A 17,164-nucleotide genomic window follows, 5' to 3' on the forward strand; every position below is an offset into this window, starting at 1 on the left:
TCCCAGCGACTCCAGAAAGGCCATCGTGGCTCAGAAGACCACCGACCCGAATCCGCCGACCTCCGCACTCGACCTCGCGAGCGAGTTCCTCGACCGCCGCACGCCGCTGGACCGCGTCCGCGGAGTCCTGCACCGCTATCCGGCCGTCAGCCCGGCGGTCGTCCTCGTCCTGGCGGTCATCGTCTTCGGGCTCCTGAACGACCGCTTCCTCGACCCGTCGAACCTCTCGCTCATCACGCAGCAGGTCGCGGTGGTCGGCACCCTCGCCGTCGCGCAGACGCTGATCATCCTCACCGCCGGCATCGACCTCTCGGTCGGCGCGGTCATGGTCCTCACCTCGATGGTCATCGCGCAGACCGCGACCGAGAACGGGCTCCCGGCGGTCGTCGCCCTGCTCCTGGGCCTGATCGTCGGCCTCGCGGCCGGCGCCTTCAACGGCCTGCTCGTGACGAAGCTCCGGCTCCCTCCGTTCATCGTCACCCTCGGCACGCTCAACATCTTCGTCGCGCTGACGCTCCTCTACTCGAGCGGCTCGACGGTCCGCGGCACCGACATGCCGGCCCTGCTGCCCTCCACCGGCGGCACCTTCGACATCCTCGGCGTCCGCATCAGCTACGGCGTCCTGCTGATGCTCCTCGTCTACATCGTGGTCGCGTTCATCCTCGGCAAGACCGCCTGGGGCCGGCACGTCTACGCTGTGGGCGACGACAAGGAGGCCGCCCGCCTGGCCGGCATCAGCGTGAACCGCGTCCTGATGAGCGTCTACCTCGCCGCCGGCGCGATCCTCGCCATCGGCGCATGGATCCAGATCGGCCGCACCAACGCGGCGAGCCCGAACGCCGGAGCCGACCTCAACCTCGACTCGATCACCGCGGTCGTCATCGGCGGCACCAGCCTCTTCGGCGGGCGCGGCACGGTCTGGGGCACGCTCCTCGGCGCCCTCATCGTCGGCGTCTTCCGCAACGGGCTCTCGCTCGCCGGGCTCGACGTCCTCTACCAGACGCTCGCTGTCGGCGTCCTCATCATCGTCGCCGTCTCGGTCGACCAGTGGATCCGGAAGGTTCGCAAGTGACCCTCATCGATGCCGCGGGCACCGCTCCCGCCGCCGCCCGCACCCCCGTCCTGCAGGCCAAGCGCCTCGTCAAGACCTTCGGCCGCGTGGTCGGGCTCGACGGCGTCAGCCTCGAGCTCTACCCCGGCGAGGTCCTCGCCATCATCGGCGACAACGGCGCCGGGAAGTCGACGCTGATCAAGTGCCTCACCGGCGCCGAGATCCCCGACGAGGGGGAGATCCTCCTCGACGGCCGCCCCGTCTCGTTCAAGCGCCCGCAGGACGCCCGCGGCGCCGGCATCGAGACGGTCTACCAGAACCTCGCCGTCTCCCCGGCGCTCGACGTCGCCTCGAACCTGTACCTCGGCCGCGAGAAGCGCAAGAAGGGGATCCTCGGCTCCGTCTTCCGGATGCTCGACACCGCCGGAATGCGCAAGGAGGCGCGCGCCGAGCTGACCGAGCTGGGCATCTCGACGCTCCAGGACGTCACGGTCCCGGTCGAGAACCTCTCCGGAGGACAGCGCCAGGCCGTGGCCGTCGCCCGCGCCGCCGCGTTCGGCTCGAAGGTCGTCGTCCTCGACGAGCCGACCGCCGCCCTCGGCGTCCGCGAGTCGAACCAGGTGCTGCAGCTCGTGCGCAACCTGCGCGACCGCGGCATCCCGGTCATCCTGATCAGCCACAACATGCCGCACGTCTTCGACGTGGCCGACCGGATCCACATCCAGCGCCTCGGCAAGAAGGCCGCGACGATCACCCCGCAGTCGCACTCGATGACCGACGCGGTCGCGATCATGACCGGGGCGGCGACGGCATGAGCGCCCGCATCCTCTACGCCGAGTTCACGGCGAAGCCCGGCCACGAGGAGACGGTCGCCGGCATGATCGCCGACCTCGCCGTCCTGGTCCGCCGGGAGCCGGGGAACGTCGAGTTCACGCCCTACCGCCGGGAGGACGATCCGGCCCGGTTCTTCGTCTACGAGGTCTACCGCGACGAGGACGCCTTCCAGGCGCACATCTCGGCCGACTACGGAGCCGAGTTCAACAGGGAGCTGGGCCCGCTGATCGTCGAGCCGCACTCGCAGCTCACCTGGCTCGTCGCGGTCTGATCCGCCGCAGAAGCGCACCGTCCCTCCGGGGGCGGTGCGCTTCCGCGTGCCTCGGCTTCTTCCACGCCGACGGGAGCGCCCTCGAGTCCCCCGGCAGCGACCGGATGGTCCGCGTCTCCCGCGAGGACCTGGCGGCCGTGCCGCACGCCGTGGGCGTGGCGGTCGGGGCCGAGAAGACCGCGAGCATCATCGGCGCCGTCCGCGGCTCGCTGATCGACACGCCCGTGACGGACGCCGCCACGGTGGCGGCGGCGGCCATCCTCGCCACCCTCTGAGCGCCGGCCGTCGCTCCCCACTGTCCAGAAGTCGTCGCACTCGACGCCGAATGCGACAACTCCTGGAGGATCGAGGAGGACGGCCGGCCCGAGACCTCAGAAGTTGTCGCACTCGACACCCGAGTGCGACAACTCCTGGAGAGTCGAGGAGCGGCCGTCCCGCAGCGGCCCGCGTCAGGGCTGTGTGAACGCGACCTTCTGCACGCCGGTGCGCCCGTCGAGAGTCGTCGTCGTGATGCGCATGCTGTACGACCCGGCCGGGGCGACCGCGCCGTTCGTCAGGCGTCCGTCCCAGGCGAGGGTCTGCCGGCCCGCGAGGTGGCGGATCGACGAGGTCAGCTGCTTCGCGACTCCGCCGGACGCCGTGAGCACCGCGACGCTGGTCGTCGCGCCGTCGCCGGTCATCCAGTCGAGCGTCGTCGTGCCGCCCGGGCGGGTGATCCCCGGCGCCGAGACCACGAACGTCGGCGTCCGGCCGAGTGCCGCCGTCGCGTGAGCGTCGGCGACGGTCAGCGGCGTGCTTCCCACGGTGGTCCGGATCGACGCCGTCGCCCCCGAGACCTGCACCGAGGCCGTCGACGGGCCCGCGGTGTAGAGCGCCTGCACCGTCTCGGTCGGCGTCTGCAGCACCGTCCCGTGCAGGTTCACCCCGTAGTCGGCCGTCACGTCGTCGATCGAGACCGTGCCGGAGGAGATGCCGGACATCGCCTTGTAGACGAACGCGTCCACGAGCTTCACCGGGTAGTCCCACACTCCGTCGCCGTCGCCGCCCGCGTGCGTGTAGTTGGCGTTCAGACCGTCCGAGAACAGCGTCATCTTCTGCCACGGCGAGCCGCCGACGTTGCCGACGAGGCCCTGGAAGGTCTCCCCGGTCGCGTCCTGCAGCTTCAGGTAGACGGGGCTGGTGCTCGCGTCGCCGCTGACCCGGACCGAGACCGCCGTGGGCGACCCGGGGAGGGTGCGCGAGGTGTGCAGCTGCGCGCCCTTCGAGGCGCCGGAGAAGTCGTAGGTCAGCTTCAGCGCGCCCGAGCCGGAGTAGCCGGTCGAGGTCGCGGCGAGCGAGGCGGACCCGCCGCCGATCGGAGCCACGGCCCATCCGCTCGTGGAGGAGAGGTCGTCGACCGTCACCGGAGAGGCGGAGGCGGTCGCGCTCGCCCGGCCGACCGCGGTGCCGGTCGCGAGGACCGCGCCGACCTCCTTCAGCGCCTCGTAGGCGGGCTTCTGCCGTCCGGAGCGCTCGGTCACCGAGAAGGTGTCCAGCGGCGCCTGCGGGTCGGGGCCGCCGACGAGGTTGTACCAGGCGATCGCCTCGATCCCGCGGGCCGCGGCGTCGAGGTAGGAGCGCGAGAGGTACGACGCCTGGTCGGCCTCGCTGGTGGCGCCGGTGCAGGTGGTGCACGTCGCCCAGCTGACCTCGGTGATCCACAGGCTCCGGCCCGGCGCGCTGCGGGCGAGGAAGTTCTGCGCCGCGTCGAGGTAGGTCGGGATCGCTCCGGTCTCGGGCGCTCCGTCGACCGTGTACGTGTGGATCGCGAGTCCGTCGAAGGAGTCGCCCGCTCCGGCCGCCAGCACGCCCGCCATGAACGGGTCGCTGAACTGGTCGAGCCCGCCGACCAGCACGGTCGCGGTCGGGTCCACGGCCTTGATCGCCGTGTACGCGGCCTTCAGCATCTCGCCGTACTGGCCGGCCGTGGCGCCTCCGCGCCAGTAGTAGTCGGTGTTCGGCTCGTTCCACACCTCCCAGACGTGCACGCGGTCCTTGTACCGGGCCACGGTCGCCGCCGCGTACGCCGCGAAGTCGGCGTTGCTGCGGGGCGGGTAGTACTGCGCGTCCTCCGCCGCGGTGCCGGCCGGAGCCGAGGAGGCCCAGGGCGCCGAGTAGGCGAGCTTGCCGATCATGTCGACGTTGCGCGCCTGGCTGATCGCGACGGCCTGGTCGAACTTCGCCCAGTCGAAGAAACCCTTCCGCGGCTCGACGCGCTTCCACTCGAACTCCTCGCGCGCCCAGCGCACCTGCGCGTCCTCGAGGAGGGCGGCCTGCCGGTCGGCCTCGACGGGCGAGTCCTGCTCGGTGAGGAAGCTGTTGATGCCGCTGATCGACGTGGGCGACGCCTCGGTGACGCGGGCGCTCACTCCGGTGAGGTAGGGGCGGGTCGCCGTGGCGGCTCCCGAGAGTGCGCCGTCGGCGGTCGTGTCCCAGGTGAGGCGGCCGGCGATGCTGCCGGCCATCGCGGCTCCGCTGTCGTCGGTGCCGTCGTAGGTCGCGGTGATCTCGCCCGCTGCGGCGGCGGTCCCGCCGAAGGTGCGGGTGCGGCCGGCGCTGTCGCGCAGCACCAGGGCGTAGTCGCCGGGCCCGCCCGCGGTGAAGCGGACGGTCGTGGTGGCCGCGTTCTCGCGCGAGAAGCGCGGGGCGCTCGCGGTCGGCAGCGTCCAGTCCTTGTCGAGCACGCGCAGGTCGTCGAGCACGACGGTGCCGGTGGCGGGGGCCGAGGCGCCGTTCCGCACCACGTTGATCCGCACCAGCGAGACCGGGTAGTCGAGCACGCCGTCGTCGTTGCCGAGGTGGGTGTTCGCGGCGGGCGACCGGAGGTCGATCGTCGCGGTCGTCCACCGGCTGAGGCTCATCGCGTCGACCCGGTAGAAGAACATCTCGCCGGTGGCGTCCCGCAGCTTGAGGAACACGGTGTTCCAGCTGCTGTCGCCGAGCAGGTCGACCTTGAGCGCGGTCGCGGGCTGCGTCAGCAGCGGCACCGGAGTCGTCGCGGTCTCGATCTCGGCGTCGGCGCGGGAGAGGTCGTAGGCGATCCTCAGCGCGCCCGAGCCCTCGGTGCGGGTGGCCGAGGTCGAGGGGGTGGCAGTGCCGGCGGCCTGCACCCAGTCGGTCCCGGCGGAGTCGAAGGACTGCGCGAGGCTCGCGTCCGCGTCGATCTCGGCGAGGGTCAGCAGGAGCGGGATCCCGCTGCGGGTGGCGTTCGAGGCGAGAGCGCCGTCGTCCGTCCCGTCCTGCGAGAAGACGCCGCTGACGTCGCCGCGCATGCGGGTCCCGGAGTCGTCCGAGCCGTCCCAGGTCAGGGTGACCGGTCCGGCCGCGGCCGCACGCCCGGTGATCGTCTTCACGCGCCCCTCCTTGTCGCGCAGCTCGAGCCGGTGGTCGCCCGGGCCGGCCGCGGTGAACGAGAACGAGGTGGTCGCCGAGGAACCGGGGGTGAAGAACGCGGTCGCGGCCGCCGGCAGCGACCAGCCGGTGGCGAGGGTGCGCAGGTTGTCGAGCACGACGGTCCCGGTGGCGGGCTGGCTGCCGTTGCGCACGATGATCACGCCGGAGAGCTTCACCGGGAAGTCGAGCACCTGGTCGCCGTCGCCGCCCTCGATCAGCGCGGCCGGGGCGGTGAGGTCGACGTCGATCGTCGCCCACGCCGTCGAGCGCATCGCGTCGAGCCGGTAGGTGAAGGTCTCGCCCGAGGCGTCGCGGAGGCGCGTGTAGACGGTGTTGTAGGTGCCGTCGCCCTTGAGGTCGATCCGGAGCGACGAGGCCGGCTTCGCGATCACGGTCGCGGGGGTGCTCTGCACCGTCTCGACCGCGATCACGGTCGCGGGGGTGCTCTGCACCGTCTCGACCAGGCCCGACGAGACGTCGTAGTCGATCCGCTGGGCGTAGGAGCCCTGGGTCTTCTGCGCGCTGGTGCGCGAGACGGCCGCCGAGCCCATCGCGACGCTCCAGCCCGACGCCGCGCCCTCGAAGCCCTCGACCACGCTGGTCGTCGACGGCTGCGCCGCGGCGACGGTCAGCAGGGTCGGAGTCGCCGAGCGGGTCCGCGTCGCGGCGAACTGCCCGTCCGGGCTCGAGTCCTGCAGGAAGGTGCTGCGGATCGGGCCGTCCATCTCCTGGCCGTCGTCGGCCTTGCCGTCCCACTGCACGGCGGTCTCGCCGGGCTCCGCGAGGGTGCCGGTGAGGGAGCGGCTGCGGCCGGTGCCGTCGCGGAGGACGATCATCCAGTCGCCGGCCGTGGCGGCCGAGAACGCGAGGCTCGCGACTCCGCCCTCCGACGGCACCAGGAACTCCGTGTCGGCGACGGGCATCGTCCACCGGCTGCTCACCGCGCGCAGGTTGTCGAGCACGAGGGAGCCGGTGGCGGACTGCTCGCCGTTGCGCACGACGAAGAAGCCGGTCAGCGTCAGCGGCATGTCCAGCACGGAATCGGCGTTGCCGCCCTCGGCGAGCACCGGGTCCTGGGTGAGGTCGATGGGCACCGTGGTCCAGGTGGTCTGCCGCATCGCGTCCATCCGGTAGGTGAACGCCTCGCCGCTCGCGTCGGCGACGCGGAGGTAGACCGTGTTGTAGCTGCCGTCGCCCTTGAGGTCGACCTTCAGCCCCGTGACCGGGCCGGTGGCGACGTCGAGCGGAGCGGTGCGGGTGATGCCGGCCATGCCGTCGGTGAGGTCGTAGTCGACGGCGAGCGCGTCGGTGCCCTCGGTGCTGGTCGCGCCGCCCTTCGCCTCGGCGGCGGAGGCGCGGCGCAGGGTGGCGGATCCGGTGGCCACTCCCCAGCCGGCGTCTCCGCCGTCGAAGGCCTCGACCACCGAGGTCGCGTCGGGGTCGTCGGCCGCGGCCAGGGTCAGCAGGAACGGGACGCCGGTCGTCGTCGCGGCGCCGAGGGAGCCGTCGGCCGAGTCGTCCTGGCGGAGCACCGCGCGCACGTCGCCGGTCATCGCGGCTCCGGAGTCGTCGCGTCCGTCCCAGTCGACGGCGACGGGGCCCGCCGCGGCGGCCGTGCCGGTGAGGGTGCGCGAGAGGCCGGCGGCGTCCGCGAGCCGCAGCTCCCAGTCGCCGGCCGCGCCGGCGTCGAACGAGAGCGCGGCGCTCTGCCCGGCGGCGAGATAGGTCGACGCGGCGACGGGGAGGGTCCAGCCGGTGGTGTCCGCGCGCAGGTCGTCGAGGGCGAAGGTGCCCGCGGGCGGCTGCTCGCCGTTGCGGACCACGAGGACGCCGGCGACGGTGAGCGGCGCGTCCATGACTCCGTTGCCGTTGCCGTCGCCGCCGTCGCGGGCCGCCGGCTCCGCGGTCAGGTCCACGGTGAGCGTCTGCCACTGGGTCGAGCGCATCGCGTCGACGCGGTGGACGAAGGTCTCGCCGCTCGTGTCGCGGATCCGCAGGTAGACCGTGTTGTACGAGCCGTCGCCGCGGAGGTCGACGGTCAGGGCCGAGGTGGGCGCGGGGAGCACGGGCGCCTCCAGCGGCTCGAAGCCGAGCTCGGCGAGCCCTCCGGTCACGTCGTACGAGACCTCGAGCGACGAGTCGCCCTCCGTGCTGTCGTCCGAGACGGCCGTGGAGGCCGTGCCGGTCACGGCCGTGAGCGCGGGCGAGCCGCTCTCGAAGCCCGTGACGGGAGTGGTGCCGGGAGCCGCGGCCAGCGCGGTGCTCGGCACCGTGAGCAGGCCCGCGACGAGAGCGGCGGTGACGAGGAGGACGGTTCGGGCACGGGACATGGGGCACTCCGCTGGGCGTCGGATCGAGGATCGAACGCTCGCCTGGGGGTGGTGGCGAGCCGGTCGCATCGACGACCTGCGCGTCACGCTAGGACCGGCTGAGGGGCTCCGAGGGGGCGCGGAGGAAAGCTCGATTCAGCCGCACTCGAAGAGGGGTGGCGGGCCGGGGCGGATCCCCTCGGGCGATATCACGAGGGCCGATCCGCGCGCCAGCCCTCGCAGAGAGGGCAGGCGGGGTGCTGAGGGGAACGCTATCGGGTGCGGCGCCGGAACGCACGCATTCCTTCGTGCGAGTGCTCTCAGGTCCAGTCGAGGGCGGAGCGCTCGGCCCAGTAGCCGGCCGGATCCACGGCGAGCGCCGGGAGGTCCGCGAGCTCCAGGGGCCGCGCGCGCAGGTTGGCCCGCAGCTGCTCCGGAGTCGCCGCGCCGCTCAGCACGACGTCGGCCCAGGGCTGCGCGAGGGCGGCCCCCAGGGCGACGGCGTCCGGCGCGGCACCGGCGTGCTCGATCGGGTGCGCGACGAGTCTCCCGTTGGCGAGGGCCTCCTTGACCACCACCAGCCAGCCGTCGTCGTGCGCCGCGGCGAGCGCCGGGCCCGCGGACTGCTCGAGCGGGTTCCAGGTGCTCTGGACCGCGCTGAACGGCGACTCCGGGATCGCGCGGGCGAGCTCGATCACGCGCGCCTGCTCGGGGCCGCTCGTCGAGAGGCCGACGCGCACTCCGGAGCCCGCGAGGCCGCGCAGGCGGTCCAGCAGCGGGCGGTCGGTGAGGGCCGGGCTCTCGGAAGTGATCGAGTGGACGAGGTAGGAGTCGGGCGCCGAGCCGAGCGCGTCGAGCGTGAGCGGCCACTGCCGGTCGAGCATCGCGACCGAGTGCTCCTTGCGCTCGTGGACCGGCGCGTCCATCGCCCACCCGCCGACGTACTCGTAGCCCCACTTCGACTCGATCGTGAGCTCCGCCCGCCGCTCCGGATGCCGGGCGAGCCAGCCGCCGAGGAACTCCTCCGCCCGTCCGTAGGAGCGCGCGGCGTCGAGGAAGCGGACGCCGGCGTCCCACGCCGCGTCGAGCAGCAGGTGCGTGCGCTCGCGCAGCGCGTCGACGCTCCGCTCGGCGGCGGGGCCGAGGTCGTCGTCGCGCCCGGCCGTGATGTACGCCGGCCGGCCCACGGCCGCCAGCCCGATCCCGAAGCGCTGCATCCCGCCCACGGTACGCCCGTCCCGGAGCCGCGGCAGCCGCTAGCGTCGAGCGGTGACCTCCGCCCTCGACCGCAGCATCCTCCGGCTCGCCGTCCCGGCGCTGGGCTCGCTGGTCGCCGAACCGCTGTTCCTGCTCACCGACTCCGCCCTGGTGGGCCACCTCGGCGCCGTCCCGCTCGCCGGGCTCGCGCTGGGCGGCACGGTGCTGCAGACCATCGTCGGCCTGATGGTCTTCCTCGCGTACAGCACCACTCCGCGGGTCGGCCGGGCCCTCGGCGAGGGCGACGAGCGGAGGGCCGTGGCGGCCGGGATCGACGGCGGCTGGCTGGCCCTGCTCCTGGGCGCGGGCATCGCGGTGGCGGGCGCGCTGGCCGCTCCGGCCGTCGTGGCGCTCTTCGGCGCGGAGCCGGCGGTGGCCGAGGCGGGCGTGCGGTACCTGGCGGTGAGCATGGCCGGGATCCCCGCCATGCTCGGCGTCTTCGCGCTCACCGGGCTCCTCCGCGGCTTCCAGGACACCCGCACTCCGCTGGTGATCGCAGCCGGCGGATCCGCCCTCAACGCCGCTCTCAACGCCGTGCTGATCTACCCGGCCGGCCTGGGGATAACCGGCTCCGCGCTGGGGACGGTGATCGCGCAGTGGGCCATGCTCGCGGCCTACGCGGGAGTCGCGCTGCGGCTCGCCCGGCGGGTCGGCGCACCGCTGCGCCCGCACCTCGCAGGCCTGGCCTCCTCCGCGGGATCCGGCGGCTGGATGCTGCTGCGCACCGCGAGCCTCCGCGCGGCGATCCTGCTCGCGGTCGCGACCGCCACCTCGCTCGGGGCGGAGGAGCTGGGCGCCTTCCAGGTGGCGATGACGCTGTTCTCGACGGTCGCCTTCGCCCTCGACGCGGTGGCGATCGCCGCGCAGGCGCTGCTCGGCCGCCTCCTCGGCGCGGGCGACGCCGCGCAGGCGCGTGCGGTCACGAAACGCTGCGTGACCTGGGGAATCGGCGCCGGCGTGGTGCTCGGAGCCCTGGTCACCGGCCTGAGTGGTGTCCTGCCGTACGTCTTCTCCAGCGACCAGGAGGTGCTGCGGCTGCTGCCCGCGGCGATCGCGGTCGTGGGCCTCACCGCCCCGCTGGGCGGCTACGTCTTCGTGCTCGACGGCGTGCTGATCGGTGCCGGCGACGGCCGCTACCTGGCGTTCAGCGGCCTGTCGAACCTCGCCGTCTTCGTCCCGCTCGCCCTGCTCGCGCCCGCCGCGCCCGCCGAATGGCGCCTCCTCGCGCTCTGGCTCGCCTTCGCCGTGGGCTTCCTCGGCGCCCGCGCGATCACCCTCGGCCTCCGGGTCCGCAGCGACGTCTGGCTCCGCTGACCCTGCCCTCCCCCCTGTGGAGAAGCCTGTGGACAACTCCGCTCAGCGCGGCGGAGCGCTCGTGTTCCCGCGGTGGAAGACGGCGTGGAAGCAGACCGCCTCCGCCTCCTCGTCGGCGAGGAGAGCGACCGCCGCCCGACCCGCCGCGCGGCCCTTCTCGACCGCCGGCTGCGCCATCGTCGTCAGGTCGTACTCGGCCGCCAGCCCGGGCACCTGGACGCCGTCGAAGCCGACCACCGAGAGGTCCTCGGGCACGCGCAGCCCGCGCTCCTCGGCCGCGAGGATCACGCCCGCGGCGAGCAGGTCGCTCTGCGCGACGACCGCGGTCGGCCGCTCCGCTCCCTCGAGCAGAGTGCGCCCCGCGGCGACCCCCTCGTCGACCGAGCTGGCGGCGGCCGCGACGACCGACGCCTCCGGGAAGACGTCCTGCACGCCCAGAAGGCGGTCGACCGGAGTGATGCTGGGGCTCGCGCGCCAGCCGGCCGGGATCGCGCCGCGGCGGCGGTCCTTCGCGAACGGGAGCGAGACCACCGCGACCCGCTCGTGGCCGAGGTCGCGGAGGTGCTCGGCCAGAGTGCGGCTGGCCTCGCGGTTGTCGAGCGAGATCACGGCGCCGCCCAGCTCCGAGAGGCCCTCGACCACGACGACCGGCACTCCCCGGCGGCGGAGCACGGCGACGGAGTCGTCGACCGACGGGCTGCAGCCGACCAGGATCATCGCGTCGACCGGGGCGGTCGCCAGCAGGCCCGCGCCGTCGCCCGTCTCGGTGAGCAGCAGGATCCCGGCGTCGACCCCGCCGAGCACGTCGGCGATCCCGTCGAGCATGGCGATCTTGATCGGGTCGCGGAACGCGTGCAGCATCCGCTCGTCCACGACGACCCCGACGATCCCCGAGCGGCCGCGGCGGAGCGAGCGCGCCCGCGGGTCGGGGCCGGCGTAGTCGAGCTCGGACGCCGCGCGCAGCACCCGCTCCTTCGTGGCCTCCGAGACGGGGCCGGAGCCACTGAAGACCAGCGAGGCGGTGGAGGGCGACACTCCGGCCCGGCTCGCGACGCGGGCGAGCGTCGGCCGGGGGCTCTTGCGGGGTTCCACGTTCCTCCTCGTGGGGGCGGCGCGCTCGTCGTCGGTTGACCGTCCCCGGGGTTCCGGATAGCTTAGACCGGCTCGCTTCGAATCGATTCGACCGTGCCTCTCGATCCGGTGTCCGGATCCCGCCCGCACCAGGAGAACCGCCATGACCTCGACGTCCGCGCTCACGCGCCCGCAGCTGGTCGCCTGGCGCAACGCCGTCTTCACGATCTTCGTCCTCAGCGGGATCTCGATCGCCACCTGGGTCTCGCGCACCCCCGCCATCCGCGACGAGCTCCAGCTCTCGACCGCCGGAGTGGGCCTGCTGATCCTCTCGATGTCGATCGGCGCGATCGTCGGACTCGCGTTCTCGACGCCGGTCATGGGCGCGATCGGCGCCCGGCGCGGCATGGCGCTCGGCCTCACCGTCTCGGCGGCGGGCCTCGCGGTGCTGGGCGTCTCGGCCGACGTCATCGGCGTCCTCCCCGCCGCCTTCGCCGGCATGGCGATGCTCGGCTTCGGCAACGGAGCGGTCGACGTGATGATGAACGTCGAGGGAGCGGCCAACGAGAAGGCCTTCGGCAAGACGCTCCTGCCGCTGTTCCACGCCTTCTTCAGCCTCGGCACCGTGGCCGGCGCGCTGATCGGCGCGGGCGCCTCCGCCCTCGCCGTCCCCGTCGCCGTCCACCTCGGCGCGATCGCCGTGGTGATCGCCGTGACCGCGGTGATCGCGATCCGCTTCGTCCCGGTCCGCGAGGAGCTCGACACCTCCGGCGCGGCGACCACGGTGAAGCCGCCGGTCCGCGAGCGCGTCGCCGCCTCCCTCGGCGTCTGGCGCGACGGCCGCCTCGTCCTCATCGGCCTGATCATGCTGGGCATGGCCTTCGCCGAGGGCTCCGCGAACGACTGGCTGACTCTCGCGATGGTCGACGGCCACGGCACCGACAAGACCACCGCCGCCGTCGTGTTCGGCGTGTTCGTCGCCGCCATGACCGTCGGACGCGTGATCGGCGGGCCCGTGCTCGACCGCTTCGGCCGCGTCCCGGTGCTGCGCGCCTCCGCCGGGCTGGCGATCGTCGGCATCCTGCTGTTCATCCTCGCCCCGGTCGACGCGCTCGTCGTCGTCGGCGCGGTCGCCTGGGGCCTGGGCTGCTCGCTCGGCTTCCCGGTGGGCATGTCTGCCGCGGCGGAGGGACCGCACTCGGCCGCCCGCGTCAGCGCGGTGGCGATGCTCGGCTACGTCGCGTTCCTGGTCGGACCGCCGGCGATCGGCTTCCTCGGCGAGCACTACGGCCTGCTGAACGCCCTCTTCCTGGTGCTGGCCCTGGTGGTCGTGGCCGGGCTCGCCTCCCCCGCCGCCCGCAGCCGGCGGAGCTGACCGCCGCGCTCCACCCGCCTCCGCAAGCCCCCGTGGGGCCGAGGCGCCCCGGCGCGCCTCCCCCTAGGCTTCCCAGCACGACGGCGGAGGGGGAGCGGATGCGGTATCGAGCGCGCGACGGCGCCCTGCTCCACGTCGACGAGCACGGAGCCGGTCAGGGGCGGCCCCTGGTGGTCGTTCCCGGCGAGCCGGAGCGCCACCCCTCCTACCTCGGCTCGTTCGCCTCGATCGCCTGCACGCGCCGCGTCCTCGTGCTGCACCCGCGCGGAGTGGGCGGCTCCGCGGAGCTGCCTCCCGCTCCCCCGGCCACGACGGCCGCCGACGTGGAGGACCTGCGCCGCCACCTCGGCGTCGACGAGCTCGATCTGGCCGCGCACGACTCCGGATGCCGCGCCGTTCTGCTCGCCGCTGTGGACGCGCCCGAGCGCGTCGCCCACCTGCTCCTGATCGCCCCGGGCACCGCCTGGCTCGGGATCGACGACCGGGCTCCCGGCCCCCGCGCGGAGCACACGGCTCCCGCGGGCTCCCACGGCACCGCGGCGATCCGCGATGCTCTGCAGCGCCTCGACTGCCCCGCGGTCGTCCTCGGCGGTGAGGACGACCCGGTGACCGGCGTCGCCGCCCTCGAGGCGCTCACCGCGCTCCTGCCGCAGGCGAGCCTGGCCGTCATCGAGTCGAGCGGCCACCACCCGTGGGCGGAGGCGCCGGCCGAGTTCGCCGTCGCGCTGCGCGCCGCGCTCTCGGTGCCGCCGCCCGCTCCTCCGCTCGGCCGCCGGCCTCCCGTCGCCGCGCGCTGAGCCGGGAGCCCGCCGGAGCCGCGCCGTCTATCCTCGACGGGTGCGTCTCGTCATCGCGCGCTGCTCCGTCGACTACACCGGCCGTCTCAGCGCCCACCTCCCGCTCGCCACCCGCCTCCTGCTCGTCAAGGCCGACGGGAGCGTCCTCATCCACTCCGACGGCGGCTCCTACAAGCCGCTGAACTGGATGAGCCCGCCCTGCACGCTGATCACGGGCGAGCCCGACGAGGAGGCGCGTGCCGCGGGAGTCGCACAGCAGTGGACCGTCGCGCACCGCAAGACCGGCGACGCTCTCGTCGTCTCGATCCACGAGGTGCTGCACGATTCGGCGCACGAGCTCGGCGTCGATCCGGGACTCGTGAAGGACGGAGTGGAGTCGCATCTCCAGCGCCTTCTCGCCGAGCAGATCGGCCTCCTCGGAGAGGGGCACACTCTCGTGCGGCGCGAGTACATGACCGCGATCGGCCCGGTCGACATCCTCGCCCGCGATTCCTCGGGAGCCGCCGTCGCCGTCGAGATCAAGCGCCGCGGCGAGATCGACGGAGTGGAGCAGCTCACCCGCTATCTCGAGCTGATGAATCGCGATCCGCATCTCTTCCCGGTGACGGGAGTCTTCGCGGCTCAGGAGATCAAGCCGCAGGCGCGGACCCTCGCCGAGGACCGCGGAATCCGCTGCGTCGTGCTCGACTACGAGGCCATGCGCGGCACCGACGACTCGCACACGCGCCTGTTCTGACGGGCTCGGCGACAGGCACGGCGAAGGCCCCCGCGATCGGATCACGGGGGCCTTCCGCTCACCGGGCGCGAGGCCCGGGAGCGCGGCGTCTCACCGGGCCGGGGCCCGGCGGCCGCTACTTGTGGGCGGCCTGGTAGGCGGCCTGGACCTCGGAGGGGATGCGTCCGCGGTCGGAGACGGGGTGGCCGTTGGCGTTCGCCCACTCGCGGATGGCCTTGAGCTGCTTGGGGTCGCTCTTGGAGGCGGTGGCGACGCTCGTGGCGGCCGCGGGGCGCGAGCCGACGCGGCGGGCGCTCGAGACGAACTTCTCGAGGGCCGAGTGGAGCTCGGCGATGTTGTCGGGGCCGAGATCGATCTCGTAGTTGGCGCCCTCGATGCTGAAGCGGACGGTACCGCCGTCACCGGAATCGATAGGGGTTCCGTCGATATCGTCGACAAGCGTGATCTTCTGAGCCACTTTTCCTCCTGGAGTTCGTGGGACCGGACTGTCTCGACCCGGACCGGGAGAGACATTACCCCTTTTCACAATCGTGTGCGCCATGAATGGCGCCATTCGTCGCTTTCTCGCGCCATGTCGAGGGGACATGTTCAGGATAAGCGGAGGCAATCACGACGGAATCGAGCTCTTCGCCATCAGCCGTCGAATAGAGGACACGGTGTCCGTACGCGGCCGTAACGATTCCGGACACCGATCGCGCGCATTCCCGGGAACCGGTCCCGGCGATTCCGATCACGCCCCGGTCTTCGTTAGCGTGGAGTCATGGCACGACGAGGCGGACCCCCTGCACGCCCGGCGCGACCCGGTCCGTACCGCAATGCCCGGGCCCGGGACGCACTGGAGGCGCTCGTCGCCGCTCCCACCGCCGAGGCCGTCGACCGGCTGCTCGAGGCCTGCCTCGACGGCTCCCTCGTGGTCGACGTCACGGGATCCCGGCCCGGAGGCGTGCCGCACGTCCGCACCGTCGCGACGACCACCGGCGAGCAGGTCCTGCCGCTGTTCACCTCCACGGACGAGGTGCGCACCGCGGTCCCCCGGCAGCAGCATCCGCGGGTGCAGATGCTGGTCCTCCCCGGGCGCGAGGCCTTCGCGCTGATCCGCACCGCCGACTTCGTCGCCGTGCAGCTCGACCCCGGCTCGATCGCCCAGGTCGTCACCCGTTCGTTCGTCGAACGGGCTCTGGACGCCGAACGGCCGTAGAGTGTGGCCCCCGGCGGGGCAGCGCCGGCGTCACCCCGTCCTCCGAGGTCAGGAGCCCGCCATGTCCGACACGACCCTCGCCGCCACCGGCCTCGACGCGCGCGCCGGCACCTGGTCCTGCATCCTGTTCGACCTCGACGGCACGATCACCGACTCGGCCCCCGGGATCACCGGGACGCTCGTCGAGACCTTCGTCGAGCTGGGCCGCCCCGTGCCCGCTCCGGCCGAGCTGCTGGCCTACGTCGGCCCTCCGCTGCTCGAGGCGTTCCGCGAGCTCGGCGGGATGACCGTCGAGGAGGCGCAGGCCGCGCTCGTGGTCTACCGCCGCCGCTACAACGCGGGCGGGCTCTTCGACTCCTCGGTCTACCCGGGGCTGCCCGAGGTGCTGGCGCGCATCGCCGAGGCCGGCGTGCCGCTCTCGCTCGCGACCTCCAAGCCGGAGTCGGCCGCCACGCGCATCCTCGAGCACTACGGGCTGGCGCAGTACTTCACCGTGATCTGCGGCGCCTCCGAGGACGAGGTCCGCAGCGCCAAGGCCGACGTCGTGGAGGAGGCGCTGCGCCGGCTCCGCGAGCTCGGCGTCGACCTCTCGGCGCCGGTGATGGTCGGCGACCGCGAGCACGACGTGCAGGGCGCCGCCGCCCACGGCGTGCCGACGATCATGGTCGAGTGGGGCTACGGATCGCCGCTCGAGGCGGTCGGGACGATCGCGCTGGTGTCCGGTGCCGAGGAGCTCGCGGACCTCCTGCTCCCGTGACCTGCGTACGATGAGGGCATGACTGGTCTGGGCGTCGTCCTCTCGTTCGTGCTGTTCCTCGGCGGGATCCTCGTTCTCGGCAACTCGTTCCTGCTGCCCGACATCGCCGGATTCCTCTTCGTCGGCGGCATCCTGATGATCTCGGGATCGCTCGCGGTCGCGTTCCACGTCCTGCCGAAGTCGCAGTAGCCGGGTCGCGACCGGCCGGGCGGCCGCCCCGCGGCCCGCCGCTCCACTCAGCCCAGCGTGCTCGAGTCGAGGTTGACGACGGCGTCGATGTACACGGCCTCGCCGGCCCCGGCGATCCTCGGGTTCATCCGGAGCAGCTGCTGCACCGGGATCCCGAAGCGCTGCGCGATGTCGAAGAACGTGTCGCCCTGCACCACGGTGTAGCTCACGATGTCGCCCTCGCCGTCGCGGGTCGGCTCGCCGTTCGCCCCGGGGACCGCGCCGTTGTCGACGGCGAAGGCCGTCTCGGGGATGTCCGGTGTCGCGTTCGGCGTGAAGGTGACCGTCGCCTCGGGGACCGGCGCGAAGACCGTGGCCGTCGACTGCGGGAGCGCCGCCGTGACGGTCGGGTCCGGCACCGGGGTCGGCGTCGCCGTGGCGAACACGGTGACCGTGACCGTGGGAGCCGGAGCGGGCGCCGAGCACCCCGCGAGCGCGAGCACCCCGGCCAGTGCCGTCGCTCCGATGACCGTCCTGCGCATGTCCCCCGCCCTCCGCGCGCCCCGCGGCGCCTGCTCCACCCTAGGAGACGCA

16 protein-coding genes are annotated in these 17,164 nt (G+C 73.3%); 11 read left to right on the top strand and 5 right to left on the bottom strand.

Features of this window, described 5'->3' with window-relative positions:
* The first annotated feature begins 25 nt into the window (after positions 1–25).
* Genes C5D44_RS07285 through C5D44_RS07300 form a run of 4 tightly spaced genes read left to right on the top strand, consistent with a single transcriptional unit; the run spans position 26 to position 2,431 of the window.
* On the top strand, positions 26–1,072 hold the full coding sequence (locus C5D44_RS07285; protein ID WP_104275536.1) for an ABC transporter permease: 1,047 nt from the start codon (positions 26–28) through the stop codon (positions 1,070–1,072).
* Positions 1,069–1,866 (top strand): ATP-binding cassette domain-containing protein, encoded by a 798-nt coding sequence (locus tag C5D44_RS07290; RefSeq protein WP_104250284.1) that lies wholly within the window; start codon positions 1,069–1,071, stop codon positions 1,864–1,866. Before C5D44_RS07285 ends, C5D44_RS07290 begins: the two co-directional genes overlap by 4 nt.
* Positions 1,863–2,156, top strand: a complete 294-nt coding sequence (locus C5D44_RS07295; protein WP_104250283.1) for a putative quinol monooxygenase — start codon at positions 1,863–1,865, stop codon at positions 2,154–2,156. Before C5D44_RS07290 ends, C5D44_RS07295 begins: the two co-directional genes overlap by 4 nt.
* A complete protein-coding gene (locus C5D44_RS07300) occupies positions 2,156–2,431 on the top strand; it encodes a sugar-binding domain-containing protein (protein WP_258067910.1) in 276 nt (91 codons plus the stop codon). The genes C5D44_RS07295 and C5D44_RS07300 overlap by 1 nt, the downstream gene beginning before the upstream one ends.
* A 174-nt stretch (positions 2,432–2,605) precedes the next feature.
* Here C5D44_RS07300 and C5D44_RS07305 read toward each other — a convergent pair whose 3' ends face one another.
* Positions 2,606–7,918: a FlgD immunoglobulin-like domain containing protein gene (locus tag C5D44_RS07305; protein ID WP_104281279.1), complete on the bottom strand. Its 5,313-nt coding sequence runs from the start codon at positions 7,916–7,918 to the stop codon at positions 2,606–2,608.
* A 299-nt stretch (positions 7,919–8,217) separates the two neighbouring features.
* Positions 8,218–9,114, bottom strand: coding sequence for an aldo/keto reductase (locus C5D44_RS07310; protein ID WP_104281312.1), 897 nt, complete (start codon positions 9,112–9,114; stop codon positions 8,218–8,220).
* Between the two features lie 52 nt (positions 9,115–9,166).
* Between C5D44_RS07310 and C5D44_RS07315 the strand changes: the two genes are divergently transcribed.
* Positions 9,167–10,468: an MATE family efflux transporter gene (locus tag C5D44_RS07315; protein ID WP_104281280.1), complete on the top strand. Its 1,302-nt coding sequence runs from the start codon at positions 9,167–9,169 to the stop codon at positions 10,466–10,468.
* Positions 10,469–10,510: 42 nt separating this feature from the next.
* Here C5D44_RS07315 and C5D44_RS07320 read toward each other — a convergent pair whose 3' ends face one another.
* On the bottom strand, positions 10,511–11,560 hold the full coding sequence (locus C5D44_RS07320; protein ID WP_258065025.1) for a LacI family DNA-binding transcriptional regulator: 1,050 nt from the start codon (positions 11,558–11,560) through the stop codon (positions 10,511–10,513).
* Between the two features lie 142 nt (positions 11,561–11,702).
* On the opposite strand from C5D44_RS07320, the gene C5D44_RS07325 reads away from it, so the two are divergent.
* The 3 genes from C5D44_RS07325 to nucS all read left to right on the top strand — a co-directional run bounded on the left by C5D44_RS07325 (position 11,703) and on the right by nucS (position 14,447).
* Entirely contained in the window at positions 11,703–12,914 is a 1,212-nt protein-coding gene (locus C5D44_RS07325) for an MFS transporter (protein ID WP_104225755.1), read from the top strand.
* Between the two features lie 98 nt (positions 12,915–13,012).
* Positions 13,013–13,711, top strand: coding sequence for an alpha/beta fold hydrolase (locus C5D44_RS07330; protein WP_104275532.1), 699 nt, complete (start codon positions 13,013–13,015; stop codon positions 13,709–13,711).
* A gap of 40 nt (positions 13,712–13,751) precedes the next feature.
* A complete protein-coding gene (nucS, locus tag C5D44_RS07335) occupies positions 13,752–14,447 on the top strand; it encodes an endonuclease NucS (RefSeq protein WP_104275531.1) in 696 nt (231 codons plus the stop codon).
* A 115-nt stretch (positions 14,448–14,562) separates the two neighbouring features.
* On the opposite strand, the gene C5D44_RS07340 is transcribed toward nucS, so the two are convergent.
* Positions 14,563–14,904 (bottom strand): Lsr2 family protein, encoded by a 342-nt coding sequence (locus C5D44_RS07340; RefSeq protein WP_181110125.1) that lies wholly within the window; start codon positions 14,902–14,904, stop codon positions 14,563–14,565.
* Positions 14,905–15,207: 303 nt separating this feature from the next.
* On the opposite strand from C5D44_RS07340, the gene C5D44_RS07345 reads away from it, so the two are divergent.
* The 3 genes from C5D44_RS07345 (at position 15,208) to C5D44_RS18005 (ending at position 16,591) form a co-directional block, all read left to right on the top strand.
* Entirely contained in the window at positions 15,208–15,645 is a 438-nt protein-coding gene (locus tag C5D44_RS07345; RefSeq protein ID WP_104275530.1) for an SseB family protein, read from the top strand.
* A 61-nt stretch (positions 15,646–15,706) separates the two neighbouring features.
* Positions 15,707–16,402 carry an HAD hydrolase-like protein gene (locus tag C5D44_RS07350; protein ID WP_104222626.1) on the top strand — a complete coding sequence of 232 codons (696 nt, stop codon included), beginning with the start codon at positions 15,707–15,709 and terminating at the stop codon, positions 16,400–16,402.
* A gap of 18 nt (positions 16,403–16,420) precedes the next feature.
* Complete coding sequence (locus tag C5D44_RS18005) at positions 16,421–16,591, top strand: hypothetical protein (protein WP_159911733.1); 171 nt, start codon at positions 16,421–16,423, stop codon at positions 16,589–16,591.
* 47 nt (positions 16,592–16,638) lie between these two features.
* Here the strand turns inward: C5D44_RS18005 and C5D44_RS07355 are convergent, their stop codons facing one another.
* Positions 16,639–17,112: a LysM domain-containing protein gene (locus tag C5D44_RS07355; protein WP_104281281.1), complete on the bottom strand. Its 474-nt coding sequence runs from the start codon at positions 17,110–17,112 to the stop codon at positions 16,639–16,641.
* Positions 17,113–17,164 lie beyond the last annotated feature (52 nt).

It is taken from the genome of Rathayibacter sp. AY1B5, from assembly GCF_002932795.1.
Classification (GTDB): Bacteria; Actinomycetota; Actinomycetes; order Actinomycetales; family Microbacteriaceae; genus Rathayibacter.

What these genes read in the sequence shown, in the direction of transcription:
- C5D44_RS07295 (WP_104250283.1), top strand. Translation starts at nt 1,863, where the DNA reads ATGAGCGCCCGCATCCTCTACGCCGAGTTCACGGCGAAGCCCGGCCAC.
- C5D44_RS07305 (WP_104281279.1), bottom strand. Translation starts at nt 7,918, where the DNA reads ATGTCCCGTGCCCGAACCGTCCTCCTCGTCACCGCCGCTCTCGTCGCG.
- C5D44_RS07310 (WP_104281312.1), bottom strand. Translation starts at nt 9,114, where the DNA reads ATGCAGCGCTTCGGGATCGGGCTGGCGGCCGTGGGCCGGCCGGCGTAC.
- C5D44_RS07325 (WP_104225755.1), top strand. Translation starts at nt 11,703, where the DNA reads ATGACCTCGACGTCCGCGCTCACGCGCCCGCAGCTGGTCGCCTGGCGC.
- C5D44_RS07330 (WP_104275532.1), top strand. Translation starts at nt 13,013, where the DNA reads ATGCGGTATCGAGCGCGCGACGGCGCCCTGCTCCACGTCGACGAGCAC.
- C5D44_RS07345 (WP_104275530.1), top strand. Translation starts at nt 15,208, where the DNA reads ATGGCACGACGAGGCGGACCCCCTGCACGCCCGGCGCGACCCGGTCCG.
- C5D44_RS07350 (WP_104222626.1), top strand. Translation starts at nt 15,707, where the DNA reads ATGTCCGACACGACCCTCGCCGCCACCGGCCTCGACGCGCGCGCCGGC.
- C5D44_RS18005 (WP_159911733.1), top strand. Translation starts at nt 16,421, where the DNA reads ATGACTGGTCTGGGCGTCGTCCTCTCGTTCGTGCTGTTCCTCGGCGGG.
- C5D44_RS07355 (WP_104281281.1), bottom strand. Translation starts at nt 17,112, where the DNA reads ATGCGCAGGACGGTCATCGGAGCGACGGCACTGGCCGGGGTGCTCGCG.